19 protein-coding genes are annotated in these 20,308 nt (G+C 72.0%); 6 read left to right on the forward strand and 13 right to left on the reverse strand.

Translation table 11 applies throughout. The features are described from left to right. Positions 1 to 141: 141 nt before the first annotated feature. The 6 genes from pyrE to ACF1BN_RS23515 all read right to left on the reverse strand — a co-directional run bounded on the left by pyrE (position 142) and on the right by ACF1BN_RS23515 (position 5,353). Positions 142 to 681: an orotate phosphoribosyltransferase gene (pyrE, locus tag ACF1BN_RS23490; RefSeq protein WP_392333552.1), complete on the reverse strand. Its 540-nt coding sequence runs from the start codon at positions 679 to 681 to the stop codon at positions 142 to 144. A gap of 9 nt (positions 682 to 690) precedes the next feature. Next, positions 691 to 1,482: an aldose 1-epimerase gene (locus ACF1BN_RS23495; protein WP_392333553.1), complete on the reverse strand. Its 792-nt coding sequence runs from the start codon at positions 1,480 to 1,482 to the stop codon at positions 691 to 693. A gap of 222 nt (positions 1,483 to 1,704) precedes the next feature. Next, positions 1,705 to 2,502, reverse strand: a complete 798-nt coding sequence (locus ACF1BN_RS23500; RefSeq protein ID WP_392333554.1) for an SRPBCC family protein — start codon at positions 2,500 to 2,502, stop codon at positions 1,705 to 1,707. Between the two features lie 93 nt (positions 2,503 to 2,595). After that, positions 2,596 to 4,281, reverse strand: coding sequence for a polyamine aminopropyltransferase (locus tag ACF1BN_RS23505; protein WP_392333555.1), 1,686 nt, complete (start codon positions 4,279 to 4,281; stop codon positions 2,596 to 2,598). A gap of 74 nt (positions 4,282 to 4,355) precedes the next feature. Further along, positions 4,356 to 4,874 (reverse strand): DUF2617 family protein, encoded by a 519-nt coding sequence (locus tag ACF1BN_RS23510; protein WP_392333556.1) that lies wholly within the window; start codon positions 4,872 to 4,874, stop codon positions 4,356 to 4,358. A 302-nt stretch (positions 4,875 to 5,176) separates the two neighbouring features. After that, complete coding sequence (locus ACF1BN_RS23515; RefSeq protein ID WP_392333557.1) at positions 5,177 to 5,353, reverse strand: hypothetical protein; 177 nt, start codon at positions 5,351 to 5,353, stop codon at positions 5,177 to 5,179. A gap of 107 nt (positions 5,354 to 5,460) precedes the next feature. Between ACF1BN_RS23515 and ACF1BN_RS23520 the strand changes: the two genes are divergently transcribed. Next, the gene (locus ACF1BN_RS23520; protein ID WP_392333558.1) at positions 5,461 to 6,663 is read left to right on the forward strand and encodes a pyridoxal phosphate-dependent aminotransferase; all 1,203 of its coding nucleotides are present in this window, start codon (positions 5,461 to 5,463) and stop codon (positions 6,661 to 6,663) included. Between the two features lie 60 nt (positions 6,664 to 6,723). Here ACF1BN_RS23520 and ACF1BN_RS23525 read toward each other — a convergent pair whose 3' ends face one another. Beyond that, a complete protein-coding gene (locus ACF1BN_RS23525) occupies positions 6,724 to 7,254 on the reverse strand; it encodes a YbjN domain-containing protein (RefSeq protein WP_392333559.1) in 531 nt (176 codons plus the stop codon). 108 nt (positions 7,255 to 7,362) lie between these two features. Next, positions 7,363 to 9,981: an ATP-dependent chaperone ClpB gene (gene clpB, locus ACF1BN_RS23530; RefSeq protein ID WP_392333560.1), complete on the reverse strand. Its 2,619-nt coding sequence runs from the start codon at positions 9,979 to 9,981 to the stop codon at positions 7,363 to 7,365. 129 nt (positions 9,982 to 10,110) lie between these two features. On the opposite strand from clpB, the gene ACF1BN_RS23535 reads away from it, so the two are divergent. Further along, positions 10,111 to 10,515: a pyridoxamine 5'-phosphate oxidase family protein gene (locus ACF1BN_RS23535; protein ID WP_392333561.1), complete on the forward strand. Its 405-nt coding sequence runs from the start codon at positions 10,111 to 10,113 to the stop codon at positions 10,513 to 10,515. 184 nt (positions 10,516 to 10,699) lie between these two features. Here ACF1BN_RS23535 and ACF1BN_RS23540 read toward each other — a convergent pair whose 3' ends face one another. Further along, positions 10,700 to 11,020 carry a (2Fe-2S)-binding protein gene (locus ACF1BN_RS23540; RefSeq protein ID WP_360307075.1) on the reverse strand — a complete coding sequence of 107 codons (321 nt, stop codon included), beginning with the start codon at positions 11,018 to 11,020 and terminating at the stop codon, positions 10,700 to 10,702. Between the two features lie 317 nt (positions 11,021 to 11,337). Here ACF1BN_RS23540 and ACF1BN_RS23545 point away from each other — a divergent pair, with 317 nt between their 5' ends. Beyond that, the gene (locus ACF1BN_RS23545; RefSeq protein WP_392333562.1) at positions 11,338 to 12,342 is read left to right on the forward strand and encodes a helix-turn-helix transcriptional regulator; all 1,005 of its coding nucleotides are present in this window, start codon (positions 11,338 to 11,340) and stop codon (positions 12,340 to 12,342) included. A gap of 5 nt (positions 12,343 to 12,347) precedes the next feature. After that, positions 12,348 to 12,818 (forward strand): hypothetical protein, encoded by a 471-nt coding sequence (locus ACF1BN_RS23550; protein WP_392333563.1) that lies wholly within the window; start codon positions 12,348 to 12,350, stop codon positions 12,816 to 12,818. Positions 12,819 to 12,870: 52 nt separating this feature from the next. Here ACF1BN_RS23550 and ACF1BN_RS23555 read toward each other — a convergent pair whose 3' ends face one another. Genes ACF1BN_RS23555 through dnaK form a run of 4 tightly spaced genes read right to left on the reverse strand, consistent with a single transcriptional unit; the run spans position 12,871 to position 17,007 of the window. Continuing rightward, positions 12,871 to 13,320 carry a heat shock protein transcriptional repressor HspR gene (locus tag ACF1BN_RS23555; protein ID WP_392333564.1) on the reverse strand — a complete coding sequence of 150 codons (450 nt, stop codon included), beginning with the start codon at positions 13,318 to 13,320 and terminating at the stop codon, positions 12,871 to 12,873. 4 nt (positions 13,321 to 13,324) lie between these two features. Next, positions 13,325 to 14,506: a molecular chaperone DnaJ gene (dnaJ, locus tag ACF1BN_RS23560; protein WP_392333565.1), complete on the reverse strand. Its 1,182-nt coding sequence runs from the start codon at positions 14,504 to 14,506 to the stop codon at positions 13,325 to 13,327. Between the two features lie 33 nt (positions 14,507 to 14,539). After that, positions 14,540 to 15,175 carry a nucleotide exchange factor GrpE gene (gene grpE / locus ACF1BN_RS23565; RefSeq protein WP_392333566.1) on the reverse strand — a complete coding sequence of 212 codons (636 nt, stop codon included), beginning with the start codon at positions 15,173 to 15,175 and terminating at the stop codon, positions 14,540 to 14,542. Further along, a complete protein-coding gene (dnaK, locus tag ACF1BN_RS23570; RefSeq protein ID WP_392333567.1) occupies positions 15,172 to 17,007 on the reverse strand; it encodes a molecular chaperone DnaK in 1,836 nt (611 codons plus the stop codon). Before dnaK ends, grpE begins: the two co-directional genes overlap by 4 nt. A 246-nt stretch (positions 17,008 to 17,253) precedes the next feature. Here dnaK and ACF1BN_RS23575 point away from each other — a divergent pair, with 246 nt between their 5' ends. After that, positions 17,254 to 17,835, forward strand: coding sequence for a sugar transferase (locus tag ACF1BN_RS23575; RefSeq protein ID WP_392333568.1), 582 nt, complete (start codon positions 17,254 to 17,256; stop codon positions 17,833 to 17,835). A gap of 162 nt (positions 17,836 to 17,997) precedes the next feature. Further along, complete coding sequence (locus ACF1BN_RS23580; RefSeq protein ID WP_392333569.1) at positions 17,998 to 20,259, forward strand: (Fe-S)-binding protein; 2,262 nt, start codon at positions 17,998 to 18,000, stop codon at positions 20,257 to 20,259. Positions 20,260 to 20,308 lie beyond the last annotated feature (49 nt).

Consider the following 20,308-nt stretch of genomic DNA (forward strand, 5'->3'; position numbering starts at 1 on the left):
GAAGGGCGGGGTGTTTCACGTGAAACACCCCGCCCTTCGGGAAAAGCGCAGGTCAGGGCCGCATGTGCCGGGGTCCGGGACCTAAGTCACGACTTCGCGGCGGTTACGCCGGTCCCCAGGTCCGGTCCTCGGGCCCGGTCCTCAGGCCAGTCCGAGGTCCGAGAGCCGGTAACCGGTGAGGTACGAGAGCCCGGCGCCGGCGATCGCGTCGGCCGCGCCCCGGTCCACGATGGTGGCGACGGCGACGACCTCGCCGCCGGCCTCGCGGACGGCCTCGACGGCCGTCAGCGGGGAACCGCCGGTGGTCGAGGTGTCCTCGACGACCAGGCAGCGGCGGCCCTTCACGTCGGTGCCCTCGATCCGGCGCTGCATGCCGTGCGCCTTCTGCGCCTTGCGCACGACGAAGGCGTCGAGGCGCTGCCCGCGCGCGGCGGAGGCGTGCAGCATCGAGGTGGCGACCGGGTCGGCGCCCAGGGTGAGGCCGCCGACGCAGTCGAAGTCCAGCTCCTCGGTCAGGTCGAGCATGACCTGACCGACCAGCGGCGCGGCCTCGCCGTCCAGCGTGATCCGGCGAAGGTCGATGTAGTAGTCGGCTTCCAGACCCGAGGAGAGGGTCACCTTGCCGTGCACCACGGCCTTGTCCTTGATCTGCTGGAGCAGTTCAGCGCGTACGTCAGTCATGCCCCGAGCTTAAAGCCGCCGCCACGCCCAGACGCTCTCGACCTCCAGGGGGTCGATGGGGGTGACCAGGCGCGGGTGGGTGTTGAGGCCGTTCGGGGGGCCGGACTGGGGCTCGACGCAGACGGCGTCCTCGGGCTCGTCGTAGATCACGACCCACTCGGCGCGGCTGGTCACCCTGAGCTCCAGCTCGCCCGGCCAGGTGAGGGCGACGTCGACGCCGGCGGGCATGCCGAAACAGTCGTCCCAGGGGCCGGGGGTGGGGCCGATGCGGCGGCCGGTGGGGAGGTGGTCGTCGCCGCGCTCCTCCTGCCAGTCGGGCGTGAAGCCGACGCGGACGTCCTCGCCGCCCCGCCCGAGGTTCCGCAGGAACCAGGGGTGCCAGCCGGCCTGCGCCGGGAAGGAGTCGTCGTACGCCTCCACCCCGAACCTCAGGGTCAGCCGGTCGTCGGCCAGTTCGAGGACCTGGGTGACCCTGCCCTTGTACGGCCACGGGTCGCCGAGCTCACAGGTGAGGACGGCCTCGGTCGCGGTGGTGCGGGCCACGGTCCAGGGCTGGTCGCGGACGGTGCCGTGGATGGCGTGCGGGTCCGCGTTGAGGGGCAGCCGGTGGGTGGTGGCCCCGTCGCGGAAGAGGCCGTTCCTGGTCCGGCCGCACCAGGGCACCATCGGGAAGCTGCCGTAGCGCTCGCCCTGCTTGAGGACCTCGGTGCCGGCGATGCGCAGGCTCTCGATCCGGCCGCCGTGCTCGGGGTTGATGGTCAGCTCGGCGTCGCCCGCCGTCAGTCGCGTCAGGTTGCTCACGCCCGAACCCTAAATCCTGGGGCCCGGATCATGGGACCGTTCCCACGCCCTCGTCCCGGCGGGGCGGGCGGGACCGGGCGGGGCGTGCGGGGCGTGGCGGGCCGGGCGTGGCGGGCGGGGCGTGGTGGGCGGAGCGGAGCGGGCGGGGCGTGCGGGCAGACCGTGCGGGCCGGGCGGGCTCTGTGCGGCGGGCCGGGTCCGGCGGGAATCGCCGGACAGAACCTAGCGGCGGCGGCGCAGGGCGCGGCCGACGATGACCGCCGAGGCGAGGGCGAGCGCGGCGGCGGGGGCGACCCAGCGGAGGGTGGCGCCGGCGCCGCTCGGCTCGGGCGCGGGCACCGGGGCGTACCGGCCGCGCGGCGGCGCGTGGTCCACCTCCTCGGCGCTCCGGCCGATCATGGTCCGGCGGGCGTGGGCGGCCTCGGCGGCGGGCGCGGTGGGCGCGGCGGGGATGTCGACCGGCGCGGCCGGGGCCGGCTCGCGGACGTCCGCGGGGGCGGGCTCCCCGTCGAGGGCGGGGCCTCCGTCGAAGGCGCCGGTGCCGAAGGCGGTGTCCCCTTCGGGTGCGTCGGCGGCGGTCTCGGAGGCGAGCGCGGCGGCGGCCTCCACGAAGGCGTCCAGGAGCCGGGCGCGGGCGGTCTCCCGGGCCTCCTCGGGCTCCTCGGCGAGTCGGCCGGTGGCGGTGAGCGCGCCGGTGAAGCTGAGTCCGGTGCCTTCGGCCGCCGGGGTGAGGACGACGGTGAGGGAGATCTCGGCGACGCCCTTGCCGCGGGCCTCGGCGCCCTCGCCCTCGTAGGTGATGGCGCCGTCCCGTTCGACGATCCGCAGACCGCCGCGGTAGGTGATGGTGTGGCCGCCGACCCGGAGCCGGAGCCGGCCGACGAGGTCCTCGCCCGCTCCGGCGGCCTCCTCGGAGGCGTCGCTCTGGAAGCCCGGGACGCACCGCGCGACCCGGGCCGGGTCGGTGAGGGTGGCCCGCAGGGCCTCGGCCGGGACCGGGACGAACACCTCATGCTCCATGGGATCCGAGCCTACTCAGCGGGGCGCCCGGCGTCGCCCGTTCGTCCCGGGAGCCACACCCCGGGTGCCGCGGGGTGCCGCTCGGGGCGCCGCTCAGTCGACGTAGCGGGGGTGGACGAGGGTGGACGGCGGGAGTCCGGTGATCCGGGTCCGCTCGGCCCGGCGGGCGGCGGCGGCCAGGTCGCGGGGGGCGAGGGAGCGGAGCGGGGGCGTGTCGGCGGCGAGCCCGAGGGTGGGCGGCCGGGTGCCGCGGACGGCGAGCAGGAAGCCCCAGTCGTCGGGTTCGTGGCGGGTGCCGCTGTCCCGGTCGGCGCGGTCGGGACCGGCGGCGAAGCCGGGGGTGCCGCCCTCGGCGCTGTACGGCCGGGTGGCGTAACCGGCGGCGCGGAGGGTGGCGTCGGCGGTCCAGTAGGTGCGGGGCCGGTCGGTGGCGGGGCCGGCGTGGACGACGAGCCGGCCGCCGTCGGCGAGGACGCCGGCGGCGAGGCCGTAGAACTCCTGGGCGTACAGCTTGGTGCTGCGGGTGATGCCGGGGTCGGGCAGGTCGGAGATCACCACGTCGTACCGTTCCTGCACACGCCCGGAGGTGGCCCTCAGCCAGTTGAAGGCGTCGGCGTGGACCACCCGCACCCGCGGGTCGCGGAAGGCCTGGCCGTTGAGCGCGGCGAGCGCGGGGTCGGTGCGGGCGAGCCGGACGAGGCCGGGGTCGAGTTCGACCACGGAGACGGAGCGGACGCCGGGGTGGCGGAGCACCTCGCGGGCGGCGAGCCCGTCGCCGCCGCCGACGATGAGGACGCGCGCGTGCGGGCCGTTCATCGCGGGGTGGACCAGCGCCTCGTGGAAGCGGTGTTCGTCCGCGCCGGAGACCCGCAGCCGCCCGTCGAGGTAGAGGTCGGGCGGGTCCTCGGGGCCGCCGGTGACGACGACCTCCTGGAGGTCGGTGTGGACGGCGACCCGGACCCGCTCCCCGTACACGGCCCGGCGGGCGGCCTCCTCGAAGTCGTCGACGAGGACGGTCGCGGTGGCGAGCACGCCGAGGACGGCGAGGTTGACGCCGACGACGAGCGCGCGGGTACGGGCCGTGAGGTCGCGGCGGAAGAACCAGAGCACCAGGACGGCGCCCGCGACCGCGTTGACCGCGCCGGTGACGAGCGCGCCGGTGAGCTGCCCCAGCCAGGGCAGCAGCAGGAACGGGAAGGCGAGGCCGCCGACGAGCGCTCCCACGTAGTCGGCGGCGAAGAGGTCGGCGACCGTGCCGGCCGCGTCGTCGGGGTCGCCGGGCGGGGCGGGCCCCCCGGCCCGGCCGGCCCGGCCGGTGGGGACGGAGCGCTCGGGCGCTCTCTGGATGAGCGACATCAGCAGCGGGATCTCGGCGCCGATGAGCACCCCGATGGCGAGCGAGAAGGCGACCAGGACCCAGCGCGACTCGCCGAGCCAGGCGAAGCAGGCGTACAGCACCAGGGCCGAGGTGCCGCCGATGAGCGCGAGCGCGCCTTCGAGCAGGCCGAATCCGACGGCGGCACGGCAGCGCAGCCGCTTGGCGAGGAGCGAGCCGATGCCCATCGCGAAGACCATGACGGAGAGCACGACGGACGCCTGGGTGACCGAGTCGCCGATCAGGTACGAGGCGAGGGCGACGAGTTCGAGCTCGTAGACGAGACCGCAGGCGGCGCAGACGAAGACGACGACGAGGACCGGCCACCGCACCGGGGGGCGCGGCCGCGGCGGCGGTCGGCGTCGCACCCTCGTGGGTGGCAGGGTCACGGTCGGCTCGATCATGCTCGTAACGCTACGTCACGACCTCCTCGCCCTTTGTCACCCACACGAGTGCATCTGGGGCCGCACGGGTGTATTCAGAGCGCGGCGGGCATACGGGCGCCGATCCGGGTGCGGGTGACCACGAGCTGGCCCTCCTGCGGGTAGGCGTGCCAGGTCCGCCAGCGCACCTGGCCCTCGTGGCGCTGCGCCAGCATCGCGGTGAAGGCGTGCGGCGAACCGGGGAACGTCCCGGCCAGGCCGTGCGGGTGGTCGGCGACCAGCGCCAGCAGTTCCTGCGCCCGGCCCGCGAAGGAGCCCCGGGTGAGCGTCTCGACGCGGGCCGCGAATTCGTACTCCCATTCGCCGATCCGCTTGGAGACGCCGAGCGGCAGCGGGGTGCTGCTGCCCGGCATGCAGGCGACGGTCTCGGAGCAGGTGCGGCCCTCTTCCTCCAGAAGCACCTGGTGGGAGGCGCCGAGCAGTCTCAACTGGAGTGTGGCGCCGGCGAGTTCGAGGTCGAGCACGGCGAGCGCCGGCAGCGGCTCACGGCCCAGCGCCCAGGCCAGGTCGGCCGCGCGCGTGTCGGTGTAGGAGGTCTTCAGGGTGGTGAGCATGGGTCGGCTCCGCAAACACGGTTCGACGGGTGGGCCGGGGACGCCCCGGAGAGGGTTTCCACGCGATGGGGGGATGCGCCGGCTCGGGTCCACATACGGTCCGAGGGCTGTCTCTGACAGGAGCGAGAGAACCACGTGGGCCGGACGACTCGCAGCGTTTTTACCCAACTTGCCGTGGTTTCCATCCTCTTCGGGGACCCCACAGTGCAATTGTTCAAACGGGCTCGCTCGCCGGGCGGGCGACAGAAGCGCGCGGCACGCCCCTCCCGCCCCGTCCGGCGACCCTCGCCCCACGGGCCCCGTCAGTCGCCGCCGCCCCCGCCGCAGCCGCCACCGCCCCCGCAGCTCGAACCCCCGCAGGAGCTGCCGCCGTCGGACCATCCGCCGCGCCGCCTCCCGCGGCCACCGCTCCCCCGGCCGCCCCAGGCGTACAGCCCGGCGAACAGCACCACCACGATCATGACGAACACGAACTCCATCGTCGTCTCCCCCGTGTCCGGCGGCTCGCTGCCGCCTCCGCACCGGGGATTCCCGCCCCGCGCGCGCCCCAAAGCGCACTTGAGCAAGTCCAGAGCTTCGGCCCAGGATGACCGGCATGACAAGGCCACTGCTGAACCGCCGGCTCGCGGAGTTCGGGACCACGATCTTCGCCGAGATGTCCGCACTCGCCGCCTCGACCGGGTCCATCAACCTCGGGCAGGGCTTCCCCGACACCGACGGCCCCGAAGAGGTGCGCGAGGCGGCCGTCCGGGCCCTGCGCGACGGCCACGGCAACCAGTACCCGCCGGGCCCCGGCGTCCCCGAGCTGCGCGCCGCGATCGCCGACCACCAGCGCGCCCGCTACGGCCTGGAGTACGACCCCGACCGCGAGGTCCTGGTCACCGCGGGCGCCACCGAGGCGATCGCGGCGGCCCTGCTGGCCCTGGTCGAGCCCGGCGACGAGGTCATCGCCCTGGAGCCGTACTACGACTCGTACGCGGCCTGCGTCGCGATGGCCGGCGGCACCCGCGTCCCGGTCACCCTCCGCCCCCAGGAGGGACCCCGCGGCGGCGCCGCCGACGGACGCTACGTCCTCGACCTCGACGAGCTGCGGGCCGCCGTCACCCCCCGCACCCGCCTGATCCTCCTCAACACCCCGCACAACCCCACCGGCACCGTCCTCACCCCCGCCGAGCTCACCGCGATCGCCGAGCTGGCCGTCGAGCGGGACCTCCTCGTCGTCACCGACGAGGTCTACGAGCACCTGGTCTTCGACGGCGCCGCGCACGTCCCGATCGCGACCCTCCCCGGGATGCGGGACCGCACCGTCACCATCGGCTCGGCCGGCAAGACGTACTCCTTCACCGGCTGGAAGGTGGGCTGGACCACCGCGAGCCCCCAGCTGACGGCGGCCGTCCGCTCGGCCAAGCAGTTCCTCACCTACGTCTCCTCCGGCCCCTTCCAGTACGCCGTCGCCGAGGCTCTGCGCCTCCCCGACGCCTACTACGACGGGCTGCGCGCCGACCTCCAGGCCAAGCGGGACCTGCTGAGCGACGGGCTCGCCGAGGCCGGGTTCGCGGTCTACCGCCCGCAGGGCACGTACTTCGTCACGACCGACATCCGCCCGCTCGGCGCCGACGACGGCTTCGCCTTCTGCCGCTCGCTGCCGGAGCGGGCCGGCGTCGTCGCGATCCCGAACGCCGTCTTCTACGACGACCGCGAGGCCGGCGCGCCCTTCGTCCGCTTCGCCTTCTGCAAGCGCACCGAGGTCCTCCAGGAGGCAGTGGACCGGCTCAAGCGGCTCGCCTGAGACGCCGGAAGCCGGGTCCCCGCGTGGGGGACCCGGCTTCCGCGCGAGCGGGACGGAGGCTCAGGCCTCGTCGCCCTCGGCCTTCTCCTCCGGGGAGGCGAGGCCGAACTGCTCGATGATCCACTTGTCGAACTCGATGGAGGCGCGGACCCAGCTCACCGTGGAGGACACGAAGTGCTCCAGGGCGACGCCGGTGCCGATCAGCATCTGCGCCTCACCGATGAGACGGAGGGTGGCGGAGCCGTCCTCCTCCTCGTGCAGGTGGGTGTAGACCTTGGGCCACAGGGTGCGGCGGTTCCAGTCGTCGATCGCGTCGAGGATCCTGGACCGGTCGTCGGCCGCGTGCGGGCGGTCGTAGAACGTGCGCACCGAGAACACCTGCTGCTCGTTCTCGCCGCGGAACATGAAGTACGTGCGGAAGTCCTCCCACGGCGCCGCGAGGTCACCCTCGTCGTCGACGACGTACTTCAGCTCCATCTGCTCCAGGAGCTGCTTCACCAGGTCCTGGTCGGGGACGACGGGGCCCGCCGGTCCTGCCTGGGGCTGGGGCTGTCCCCCGAAATTCGGAATCGAGGACGGGTCGATGCTCACCGTGTATTTCCCTTCGTACGGTTGTTGCCATCCTCCCCCATCCCAGCCGGTCCGTGGCAAGCCCCGCCGGGGGAGATCCGCTGCGGGCTGACTCGATCCGGGCCCCGCCTACCGGGCCACGCCGACGACCAGGCCGTCCTCGGCCGGGGTCTCCCCCGGCTCGCCGAGGGCTCGGGCCCGGTCCACGCGGACGGTGTCGCCGTCGCGGACCTCGCCGGCCAGGATCTCCCTGGCGAGCCGGTCGCCGATGGCCGTCTGGATGAGGCGGCGCAGCGGGCGGGCGCCGTACGCGGGGTCGTTGCCCTCCTCCGCCAGCCACTCCAGGGCCTCCGGGGTGACCTCCAGGGTGAGCCGGCGGTCGGCGAGCCGCCTGGCGAGCCGGTCGACCTGGAGGCGCGCGATGCGGCCCAGCTCGGCCCGGTCGAGCGCGGAGAAGACGACGAGGTCGTCGAGACGGTTCAGGAACTCGGGCTTGAAGCTGGCCCGGACGACCTCCAGGACCCGGTCCCGCTTCTCCGCCTCGGAGGTGTGCGGATCGACGAGGTACTGGCTGCCCAGGTTCGAGGTCAGGATCAGGATCGTGTTGCGGAAGTCGACCGTGCGGCCCTGGCCGTCGGTGAGCCGGCCGTCGTCGAGGACCTGGAGCAGGACGTCGAAGACTTCCGGGTGCGCCTTCTCGACCTCGTCGAGGAGCACGACGCTGTACGGGCGGCGGCGGACGGCCTCGGTGAGCTGTCCGCCCTCCTCGTAGCCGACGTAGCCGGGGGGCGCGCCGACCAGGCGGGCGACGGAGTGCTTCTCGCCGTACTCCGACATGTCGATGCGGACCATGGCCCGCTCGTCGTCGAAGAGGAAGTCGGCGAGGGCCTTGGCCAGCTCGGTCTTGCCGACGCCGGTGGGGCCGAGGAAGAGGAAGGAGCCGGTGGGGCGGTCGGGGTCGGCGATGCCCGCGCGGGTGCGGCGCACCGCGTCGGAGACGGCCCGGACGGCCTCGGTCTGGCCGATGAGCCGGCGGCCCAGCTCGTCCTCCATCCGGAGCAGCTTCTGCGTCTCGCCCTCCAGGAGGCGGCCGGCGGGGATGCCGGTCCAGGCGCCGACGACGTCGGCGATGTCGTCGGGTCCGACCTCCTCCTTGACCATGGTGTCCTTCTGGACCTCGCGCTCGGCCTCGGTGGCCTCGGCGAGCTCGCGCTCCAGGGTGGGGATCTCGCCGTAGAGCAGCTTGGAGGCGGTGTCGAAGTCGCCGTCGCGCTGGGCGCGCTCGGCGCGGCCGCGGGTCTCGTCGAGCCGTTCCTTCAGCTCGCCGACCCGGTTGAGGGACTGCTTCTCCTTCTCCCAGCGGGCGGTGAGGCCGCGCAGCTCCTCCTCGCGGTCGGCGAGGTCGCGGCGGAGCTTCTCCAGGCGCTGGACGCTGGCCGGGTCGGTCTCCTTGGCGAGGGCCAGCTCCTCCATGCGGAGGCGGTCGACGGAGCGCTGGAGCTCGTCGATCTCGACCGGGGAGGAGTCGATCTCCATGCGGAGCCTGGAGGCCGCCTCGTCGACGAGGTCGATGGCCTTGTCGGGCAGGAAGCGGGAGGTGATGTACCGGTCGGAGAGGGTCGCGGCGGCCACCAGCGCGGAGTCGTTGATCTGCACCTTGTGGTGGGCCTCGTAGCGTCCCTTGAGGCCGCGGAGGATGGCGACGGTGTCCTCGACGGACGGCTCGGCGACGAGGACCTGCTGGAAGCGGCGCTCCAGGGCGGGGTCCTTCTCGATGCGCTCGCGGTACTCGTCGAGGGTGGTGGCGCCGACCATGCGGAGCTCGCCGCGGGCGAGCATCGGCTTGAGCATGTTGCCGGCGTCCATGGCGGAGTCGCCGCCGGCGCCCGCGCCGACGACGGTGTGCAGTTCGTCGATGAAGGTGATGATCTGGCCGTCGCTCTCCTTGATCTCGGAGAGGACGGTCTTCAGCCGCTCCTCGAACTCGCCGCGGTACTTGGCGCCGGCGACCATCGCGCCGAGGTCGAGGGAGACCAGGCGCTTGTTCCGCAGCGACTCGGGGACGTCGCCCTTCACGATCCGCTGGGCGAGGCCCTCGACGACGGCGGTCTTGCCGACGCCGGGCTCGCCGATGAGGACCGGGTTGTTCTTGGTGCGCCGGGAGAGCACCTGCACCACGCGGCGGATCTCGTGGTCACGGCCGATCACCGGGTCGAGCTTGCCCTCGCGGGCGGCGGCGGTGAAGTCGGTGCCGAACTTCTCCAGGGCCTTGTACGAGCCCTCCGGGTCGGCGGTGGTCACGCGGCGGCCTCCCCGGGCCTTCTCGAAGGCGTCCTGGAGCCGGCGGGCGGTCGCGCCCTGCTGGTCCAGGACCTGGCCGGCCTGCCCGCCCTTGGCGGCGAGGCCGATGAGCAGGTGCTCCGTGGACAGGAAATCGTCGCCGAGCTTCTTCGCGCGGTCGGCGGCGTCGGCGATGACGGCGAGCAGCTCGCGGTTGGGCTGCGGGGGCGCCACGGTCGCGCCGGTCACGCTGGGCAGGGCGGCGAGCAGCCGCTCCGCTCCGCCGCGGACGACGGCCTGGTCGGCCTCGACCGCGGCGAGGAGGTCGACGATGTTCTCGTTGTCCTGACCCGTCAGCAGGGCGAGCAGAAGATGCGACGGGGTCAGATCGGCGTGCCCCTGGGACACGGCGCGGCTGCTGGCCGCGTTCAGCGCGTCCCGGCTCCTGTTGGTCAGTTCTGCGTCCACGTGCGGGTTCTCCTCCTGGGGCGGTGGTCCTCTGGGTCCTTGCCTGTACTGACTCATATAGCGTACATAAAGTTGAGTCTATTCCGCTCAAGGTATCGGAGGTGGAGGGGACGGCGGTAGTTTCCGGGCATGGCGACTGACCCGAGGAACCCCGCGGACTCGTATCTCAGCTTCTGGCGCGAGTACCACATGTGCACGCTGACCACCCCGCGCCCGGACGGCACCCCGCACGTGGTGGCCGTCGGCGTCACGTACGACCCCGGGAACGGGCTGGCGCGGGTCATCACCAACAGGCACAGCCGGAAGGTCGCGAACGTGCTCGCGGCCGGCCCGGAGGGGGCGCGGGTCGCGGTCTGCCAGGTCGACAAGGGGCGCTGGGCCACCCTGGAGGGCGTCGCCCGCATCCGTACGGAGGCGGACGCGGTCGCCGACGCGGTGGCCCGCTACGCGGACCGCTACGGCCGCACGCCGACGCCCAACCCGGACCGGGTCGTGATCGAGATCGCCCTCACCCGGGCGATGGGCCGGGCCTGAGCACCGGACCGGGACCACGCCGGAACCGCACCGCATCGCGCCGGGGCCGGACCGCACCGCGCCGGGACCACGCCGGGGCGGCACCGCGTCCGGGCAGCACAACGGCGCCATCGCGTTTCAGGTCCGCGATGGCGCCGTTGTGTGGGGGAAGCACCTGAGCGATCTAGAACGACGGGGGCATCGCTCAGGCACTGCGGGGGGTGGCGGTGAGGGTCTCGGGCTCGATCAGCTGGTGGTCCCGCTGGTCGAGATTGACGAAGATCATGCCGTACCGGACGGCGCAGCGGATGGGCTGCGGCGCGCCCCTCGGGCGCCTGAGGCACCGGTAGGCCCTGACGTCCTCGTCCTGCTCCCGTGCGACGACCACAGGTTCTCCGAACAGGGTGACCTTCAGCGAGTCGCCACGGTGGGGGATGGCCGTGACGAGATCGATGAAGTGCCAACCGGACCGGTAGGCCGAAGCCATCTCCCTGCGGAAGACCCGGTCGTCCGGAGGGACGGTCATGCGTCTGCGCCCTTGGGGGCGATCTCCCACGAAGGCTCGGAGGGGGATGCGAGCAGTTCTTGCGCGGGGGTGCTCTCCCACGAGGGCTCATTCGGCTGCGCCTGCACCGAGTGCGGGGTGCTCTCCCACGAGGGCTCACCGACCCCGGCGAGCGCGCCGAGAGCAGCCGCCGCAACGGCTATGGCGCTAAGTGCACGAACCATCCTGGTCATGGCCGATCTCCACCTCTATTGATCACTACCTCCCCCGCGCCTAGAACGATGGCTCACACGCATCCCTTTCCACCACCCAGGCCGGGCATCATGTTCCTGTAATTCATGACCCTGAGGGGGGTGCGTATGGGGCGAGAAGGCGAAATATCAACCCATAGCCACAGTCACGGTGAGCTATGCGATGTGGGACGGGAGCTGTACGCGTCCGCTCTCCGCAAGGGTCGCATCACCCGTTCCGAGGCCGCGGCCGCCCCCTGTCTGGCGGACATGGCGCTCCTGCACCCGGACCCGGACGACAGCCAGTGGCTGCACCCGGTGCCCCCGTCCCTCGCGCTCAACCAGCTCATCCGCCCGATCGAGCAGGAGATCCACACCCGCCGCCGGCAGGCCGTGGCCCTCGCCGACGCCTTCGAGCCGTTCATGACCATCCACACGCAGGACCCCTCCGCCACCCAGGCGATCACGGTCCTCGAAGGACTCAGCGTCATCAACGCCGCGCTCGACCGGGCCACCGGCGAGTGCGCCGTCGAACTGCTCACCATCCAGCCGGGCAGCGGGCGCCGTCCCGAGACCCTGGAGAAGGCCCTGCGGCGCATGGAGCCCCTGCTGGACCGCGGCATCACCATGCGCACCCTCTACCAGCACACCGCCCGGCACCACCCCGCCACCCTCGCGTACGTCGAGCGGGCCGCCCCCTACGGGCTCACCCTGCGCACGCTGGAGGAGATCGTCGACCGGCTGATCATCGTCGACCGCAAGGTCGCCTTCGTGCCCGCCCGCAGCGACCGCCAGGTCGCCCTGGAACTGCGCCACGAGGGCCTCGTCGAGTATCTCGTCGGGGTCTTCGAGCAGTTCTGGCTGCACGGCGTCCCGTGGGACGAGGAGGTCACCTACAGCCCCGCGGTCGACGGCATCGGCGGGGTCCAGCGCTCCATCGCCCGGCTCCTCGTCGAGGGCCACGTCGACGAGGCCATCGCCCGCCGCCTCGGGATGAACGTACGGACCTGCCGGGCGCACATCGCCAAGCTCGCGGCCACGCTGGGCAGCGGGAGCCGGGCGCAGCTCGGCTACCTGATCGCCCGGTCCGGCCTTCTCGAACGGGACAACTGACCACCTTGCACGCACACATCACGCTCGACGGCCCCGCCGGCACCCTCCGGGTCTCCGGCGACGGCCTGCCCGCCGTGGAGCTCGTCCGGACGGCCGGGACGCCGGCCGACGAGCACACGCCGATCGGCACCCGGAAGGCCGCCCTGCTGACGCTCACCGTCGACGGCGCGCCCGCCTCGATCCGCCCGGCCCGGGGCCGGCTGCTGCGGCGCTCGTACCGGGTCGACGTCCGCGCCGGCGGCCTGCGGTACCGGCTCGTGCCCTGCTCCTACGGGGAGAGCCGGCTCAGCCGGGACGGGAAGGCGCTCGGGCTGCTGAGCTCCAGCGGCGACGGGCGGGTGATCGACGAGTGGGACGAGGGCGTCGAGCCCACCCCGCTCGACCTCGCCGTCGGCACCGCGCTGGCCGCCGCGTTCGGCACCGGCGCCTCTCCCTGGTGGGAGACGCTCGGCGACATCATCGGCGAACTGATCTGAACACGCGAAGAGGGCCCCTCCCCGGACGGGAAGGGGCCCTCTCCGCTGCGCGCTATTCGCCGCGCTTCGGCGCCGGACGCCAGACCACCAGCGCGCTCGCCTGCTGCACGTCGGTGTACGGGACCAGGTCGCGCCGGTAGGAGGCGTGCACCTGGGCCTCGCGCTGCCGCATCGCGGCGGCCGCGCCCTCGACGGCGGTCGAGAGCTCGGCGACACGGGCCTGGAGCGCCGCGACCTGGTTCTCCAGCTCGATGATGCGCTTGATCCCGGCCAGGTTGATGCCCTCGTCCTGCGACAACTGCTGCACCTGACGGAGCAGTTCGATGTCGCGGGCCGAGTAGCGGCGGCCGCGGCCGGCCGTACGGTCCGGTGAGACGAGACCCAGGCGGTCGTACTGGCGCAGGGTCTGCGGATGCAGCCCCGACAGCTGGGCCGCCACCGAGATGACGTACACCGGGGTCTCGTCGGTCAGTTCGTACGGATTGCGTCTGCGTCCGTCCACCGCGTCACGCTCCCTTCGCCGCCTCGAACAGCTCCGCCCTGGGGTCCGCGTCGGCGGTCGCCGTCCGGTACTGCTCCAGGGCCTCGCGGGCCTTGTCGTCCAGCTCCCTGGGCACCGCGACCTCCACCGTCACCAGCAGGTCGCCGCGGGTGCCGTCCTTGCGGACCGCGCCCTTGCCCCGGGCGCGCATGGTGCGGCCGTTCGGCGTGCCGGCGGGCAGCTTGAGGGTGACCGCGGGGCCGCCGAGGGTCGGCACCTTGACGTCACCGCCGAGCGCCGCCTCCGTGTAGGAGACCGGCACGGTGATGGTGAGGTTGTCGTCCTTGCGGCCGAAGACCGGGTGGGCGTCGACGTGCACGACGACGAACAGGTCGCCGTGCGGTCCGCCGCGCTCGCCCGGGGCTCCCTTGCCGCGCAGCCGGATCTTCTGCCCGTCGGAGACGCCCGCCGGGATGCGGACCTGCATGGTCCGCGAGGACTTGGCCCGGCCGGAGCCCTTGCAGATCTCGCAGGGGTTCTCGGCGATCAGGCCGCGGCCCTTGCAGTCCACGCACGGGTCGGTCAGCGAGAAGCCGCCGCCGCTGCCGCGCGAGACCTGGCCGGTGCCGACGCAGGTCGGGCACACCCTGGGCGTGCCGTTCGTGTCGCCGGTGCCCGAACAGGCCGTGCACGGCTGCTGGCTGGACATGCGCAGCGGCACCGTGGCGCCCTCGATGGCCTCGGTGAAGCTGAGCGTCACCTCGGACTCGATGTCCTGCCCGCGGCGCGGCTGGGTGCGGGCACCCGCACCGCCGCCGCGGTTGAACAGACCTCCGAAGACGTCCCCGATTCCGCCCCCGCCGCCGCCACCGAAGCCGCCGGCTCCGCCCTGGGCGCCGCCGAAGAGGTCCCCCAGGTCGAAGTTGAACGAGCCGCCGCCCGCGGGACCGCCGGCCCGGAAGCCGCCGTTCCCGAAGAGGGCGCGCGCCTCGTCGTACTCCTTGCGCTTCTTGGGGTCACCGAGGACGTCGTTCGCCTCGGAGATCTCCTTGAAGCGCTCCTCCGCCTTGGTGTCGCCCTTGTTGGCGTCCGGATGGTTCTCCCGGGCGAGTTTCCGGTAGGCCTTCTTGATCTCGGCCTCGGTGGCGTCCTTGGGGACGCCGAGGACCTTGTAGTAGTCCTTCTCGACGAAGTCCTTCGTGCTCATCGACGTCCCTCCTCCCGCACGCGGGTACGGCTGTTACTCGCTGTCCTTCTCGGACGTGTCGGCGTCTTCCGACTCCTCGGCCTTGGCCTGCGCCCCGGGCTGGGGCTCGGCGACGGCCACGCGGGCGGGCCGGATGGTCCGCTCCCCGATCCGGTACCCCGGCTGCAGGATCGCGACGCAGGTCGTCTCGGTGACGTCCGGCGCGTACGAGTGCATCAGGGCCTCGTGGATCGTCGGGTCGAAGGGCTCGCCCTCCTTGCCGAACTGCTGGAGCCCCATCTTGGCGACGACGGTCTCCAGCGACTCGGCGACCGACTTGAAGCCGCCCACGAGCTCGCCGTGGTCCCGGGCCCGGCCGACGTCGTCGAGGACCGGGAGCAGGTCGGACAGGAGGCTCGCCACGGCGATCTCCTTGACCGTGACCCGGTCCCGCTCGACCCGGCGCCGGTAGTTCTGGTACTCGGCCTGGAGCCGCTGGAGGTCCGCGGTGCGCTCGGAGAGCGAGGCGCGGGCCTGGTCCAGGGCGGCGGTGAGTCCGGCGTCGGCCGCCGGCGTGCTGTTCGCGTCCCCGGCCGGGGCCGCCGTGTCCTCGGTGGACTCGGCGGCCTCGGTGGCGTCGCCGGAGGGGACGTCGGGCTTCTCCTCGAAGCCCGGGGTCTCCTCGCTCACGCCTGACCGTCCTTCTTGGGCTCGTCGTCGACGATCTCGGCGTCGACCACGTCGTCGTCGGCCTTGGCCTCACCGGCGGGGGCGCCGGCCTGCGCGGCCTGGGCGTCCGCGTACATCGCCTGGCCGAGCTTCTGCGAGACGGCGGCGACCTTCTCGGTGGCGGTGCGGATCTCGGCGGCGTCGTCGCCCTTGAGCTTCTCCTTCAGCTCGACGAGAGCGGCCTCGACCTCGGACTTCACGTCGCCCGGAACCTTGTCCTCGTTGTCCTTGAGGAACTTCTCGGTCTGGTAGACGAGCTGCTCGCCCTGGTTGCGGGACTCGGCGGCCTCGCGGCGACGGTGGTCCTCGTCCGCGTACTGCTCGGCCTCCTGGCGCATGCGGTCGACCTCGTCCTTCGGCAGCGAGGAGCCGCCGGTGACGGTCATCTTCTGCTCCTTGCCCGTGCCCAGGTCCTTCGCGGTCACGTGCATGATGCCGTTGGCGTCGATGTCGAAGGCGACCTCGATCTGCGGGACGCCGCGCGGGGCCGGCGGGAGGCCGGTCAGCTCGAACATGCCGAGCTTCTTGTTGTACGCCGCGATCTCACGCTCGCCCTGGTAGACCTGGATCTGCACGGACGGCTGGTTGTCCTCGGCCGTCGTGAAGATCTCGGACCGCTTGGTCGGGATCGTGGTGTTGCGCTCGATGAGCTTGGTCATGATGCCGCCCTTGGTCTCGATGCCGAGGGACAGCGGGGTGACGTCGAGGAGCAGGACGTCCTTGACCTCGCCCTTGAGGACGCCGGCCTGGAGGGCGGCGCCGATGGCGACGACCTCGTCCGGGTTCACGCCCTTGTTGGCCTCGTTGCCACCGGTCAGCTCCTTGACGAGCTCGGCGACGGCGGGCATGCGGGTCGAGCCGCCGACCAGGACCACGTGGTCGATCTCGGAGAGGGCGATGCCCGCGTCCTTGATGACGTTGTGGAACGGGACCTTGCAGCGCTCCAGCAGGTCCGAGGTGAGCTGCTGGAACTGGGCGCGCGTGAGCTTCTCGTCCAGGTGCAGCGGGCCCTCGGCGGAGGCCGTGATGTAGGGCAGGTTGATGGAGGTCTCGGTCGAGGACGAGAGCTCGATCTTCGCCTTCTCGGCGGCCTCGCGGAGGCGCTGGAGGGCCATCTTGTCGAGCGCCAGGTCGACGCCGTGACCGTTCTTGAACTGGGTCACCAGGTAGTCGACGACACGCTGGTCCCAGTCGTCGCCACCGAGGTGGTTGTCGCCGTTGGTGGCCTTCACCTCGACGACGCCGTCGCCGATCTCCAGGAGGGACACGTCGAAGGTGCCGCCACCGAGGTCGAAGACGAGGATCGTCTGGTCGTCCTTGTCGAGGCCGTAGGCCAGGGCGGCCGCGGTCGGCTCGTTGACGATGCGCAGGACGTTGAGGCCCGCGATCTCACCGGCCTCCTTGGTGGCCTGGCGCTCGGAGTCGTTGAAGTACGCCGGGACGGTGATGACCGCGTCGACGACCTTCTCGCCCAGGTAGGCCTCGGCGTCGCGCTTCAGCTTCTGCAGGATGAAGGCGCTCATCTGCTGCGGGTTGAAGCTCTTGCCGTCGATCTCGATCTTCCAGTCGGTGCCCATGTGGCGCTTGACCGACCGGATGGTCCTGTCGACGTTGGTGACGGCCTGGCGCTTGGCCACCTCGCCGACGAGCACCTCGCCGTTCTTCGCGAAGGCGACGACGGACGGCGTGGTCCTGGCGCCCTCCGCGTTCGTGATGACGGTGGGCTCGCCGCCTTCCAGAACGCTGACGACGGAGTTAGTCGTGCCCAGGTCGATGCCGACCGCACGTGCCATTTCGATTCCTCCAGCTGACTGACTTGAGTGGAACTGACTCAAGGATGCACGACGGGATGGCCGACGTCAACAGACCTGAGTCGAGGTGACTCAACTCTTCGTCGGCCCGATCACTCAAAGAGACGCGAGAAGCGCGTCGCTCCCTGACGCGGGAGGCGGGAAATGGGAGAGTCCTGATGCCCCTTGTCGGGCAAAGCGGGCATATTCCACGAACATCCCATGATCTCAGCCGGAGGGGTCCGGGGCATGACGGCGAACCGTACGCAGCACACCCAGCACACCCGCCCACAGCTCACCCGCCCTCCGCGCCGCGGGACGGGCCTCAAGCGCGCCTTCGACCTGCTGGGAGGTACGGCCCTGCTGCTGGCGCTCGCGCCGCTCCTCGGCGCCGTCGCCCTCACGCTCACCCTGGCGGCCCCGCACCCGGGCGGCGCCCCGCTGCTGCGCCGCCGCACGGTGGCGGGCCTGGACGGCCGCCCCTTCACCATGCTGACCTTCCGCACCCGCAGCCCGCTGGCCGCGCTGCCGCTGCTGCTGCACGTCGTACGGGGCGAGATGTCGCTCGTCGGCCCCTGCCCGCTCTCCCCCACCCACCGGGAGTGCGGCGGCGAGACCCGCCGCCGGCTCACCGTACGCCCGGGACTGACCGGACCCTGGCAGATCAGCGACCGCTCCGACCTGCCCTGGGAGGAGCGCGAACTGCTGGACCTCCACTATGTGGACCACCACTGGCTCGGCATGGACCTGGCCGTTCTGGCGCGTACGCTTCCAGCAGTCCGCCGACGTCGCCTGCGGCGCGCCTCCGCCCGTCCGGCAAGGCTTGCCTGAGCGACACAGATCACCGCGAGGGCCGCTACAAGTGGGGCGCCCGTACCGGTAATCTCAGCACGGACTAATTAAGTTACCGCTTAGTAGGCTCAAGGCGAGAGTGAGGGCACGGCGAGCACCGGCCGCCCCCGCCGCGCCCCAGGCCCGCCCGAGGAGCCCGTCATGCAACTCGCCGCGATCATCGTGTCGCTGACGCTGACCGTGGTCGGCGTTGCCCTGCTCGCTCGCGCCATCGGCCAGTTCGTCGCGTACTTCAAGCTGGGCCAGCCGGTCCCGGCCGGCACCCGTACGGACAACCCCTACCAGCGCAGCGTCACCCTGGTCCGGGAGTTCCTGGGCCACACCCGGATGAACCGCTGGGGCATCGTCGGCTTCGCGCACTGGTTCGTCGCGGTCGGCTTCCTGACCCTCCCGCCGACCCTCGCCCAGGCCTTCGGCCAGCTCTTCCAGGCCGACTGGACCCTGCCGGTCATCGGCGGCTTCCTGCCCTTCGAGCTCTACATCGAGTTCATCGGCGTCATGACGATCCTCGGCATCGCCGCCCTGATCGTGATCCGCCTGCTGAGCCTCCCCGGCCGGGCCGGCCGCAAGTCCCGCTTCGCCGGCTCCAAGGCCGGCCAGGCGTACTTCGTCGAGTACGTGATCCTCACCATCGGCCTCGCGATCTACGTGCTCCGCGGCCTGGAGGGCGCGATCCACCACGTCGAGCACTACGAGGCCGCGTACTTCGCCTCGTACCCGCTCGTCCTGCTCTTCAAGGGCCTCTCCCTCTCCACCCTCCAGACGCTCATCTACTTCACCGCCATGGTGAAGATCAGCACCTCGTTCATCTGGATGATCGTGGTCTCGCTGAACACCAACATGGGCGTCGCCTGGCACCGCTTCCTCGGCTTCCCGAACATCTGGTTCAAGCGGAACGCCACCGGCGGGACCGCGCTGGGCGCGCTCCTGCCCATGACGACCGGCGGCAAGCCGATCGACTTCGAGGACCCGGGCGAGGACGACGTCTACGGCGTCTCCCAGGTCGAGCAGTTCTCCTGGAAGGGCCTGCTCGACTTCTCCACCTGCACCGAGTGCGGCCGCTGCCAGTCGCAGTGCCCCGCCTGGAACACCGGCAAGCCGCTCTCCCCCAAGCTCCTCATCATGTCGCTGCGCGACCACGCGCACGCCAAGGCGCCGTACCTGCTCGCGGGCGGCGGCAAGGACATGGAGGGCAACGAGAAGGCCACGCCCGAGCAGCTGAAGGACGTGCCCGCCGCGGCCCTGGCCGAGGCCGAGCGCCCCCTCATCGGCACCGCGGAAGAGAACGGCGTCATCGACCCCGACGTCCTGTGGTCCTGCACCACCTGCGGCGCCTGCGTCGAGCAGTGCCCGGTCGACATCGAGCACATCGACCACATCGTCGACATGCGCCGCTACCAGGTCATGATCGAGTCCGCCTTCCCGTCGGAGGCCGGCACGATGCTGAAGAACCTGGAGAAGAAGGGCAACCCCTGGGGTCTGGCCAAGAAGCAGCGCGTCGAGTGGACCAAGGAGGTCGACTTCGAGGTCCCGATCGTCGGCAAGGACGTCGAGGACCTCTCCGAGGTCGACTACCTCTACTGGGTCGGCTGCGCCGGCGCCCTGGAGGACCGCGCCAAGAAGACCACCAAGGCCTTCGCGGAGCTGCTGCACATCGCGGGCGTCAAGTTCGCGATCATGGGCGGCGACGAGAAGTGCACCGGTGACTCCCCCCGCCGCCTGGGCAACGAGCCGCTCTTCCAGCAGCTCGGCCAGGAGAACGTCGCCATGCTGAACATGGCGTTCGGCGAGGACGACGACGACCCGGAGACGAAGAAGCCGAAGTCGGCCAAGAAGATCGTCTCGACCTGCCCGCACTGCTTCAACACCATCGCCAACGAGTACCCGCAGCTCGGCGGCGAGTACGAGGTCATCCACCACACCCAGCTGCTCCAGCACCTCATCGACGAGGGCAGGCTGATCCCGGTGACCCCGGTCGACGGCCTCATCACCTACCACGACCCGTGCTACCTGGGCCGCCACAACAAGGTCTACACGCCCCCGCGCGAGATCATGTCGGCCGTCCCCGGCCTGCGCCAGCAGGAGATGCACCGCCACAAGGAGCGCGGCTTCTGCTGCGGCGCCGGCGGCGCGCGGATGTGGATGGAGGAGCGGATCGGCAAGCGCATCAACACCGAGCGCGTCGACGAGGCCCTGTCCCTCAACCCGGACATCGTCTCGACCGCCTGCCCGTTCTGCCTCGTCATGCTCACGGACTCCGTGAACGGCAAGAAGAACGACGGCAAGGCCAAGGAGAGCCTCCAGGTCGTCGACGTGGCCCAGCTGCTGCTCGACTCGGTCAAGACGCCGGTCGACCCGGAGCCGGAGCCCGCGGACGAGCCGGAGCCCGAGCCGGCCGCGTAACGCGTCACGAGGAAGGGCCGCCCCACCAGCCGGTGGGGCGGCCCTTCCC

Origin of the sequence: Streptomyces sp. NPDC014861 (assembly GCF_043081625.1) — a bacterium.
In the GTDB taxonomy this organism is placed as follows: Bacteria; Actinomycetota; Actinomycetes; order Streptomycetales; family Streptomycetaceae; genus Streptomyces.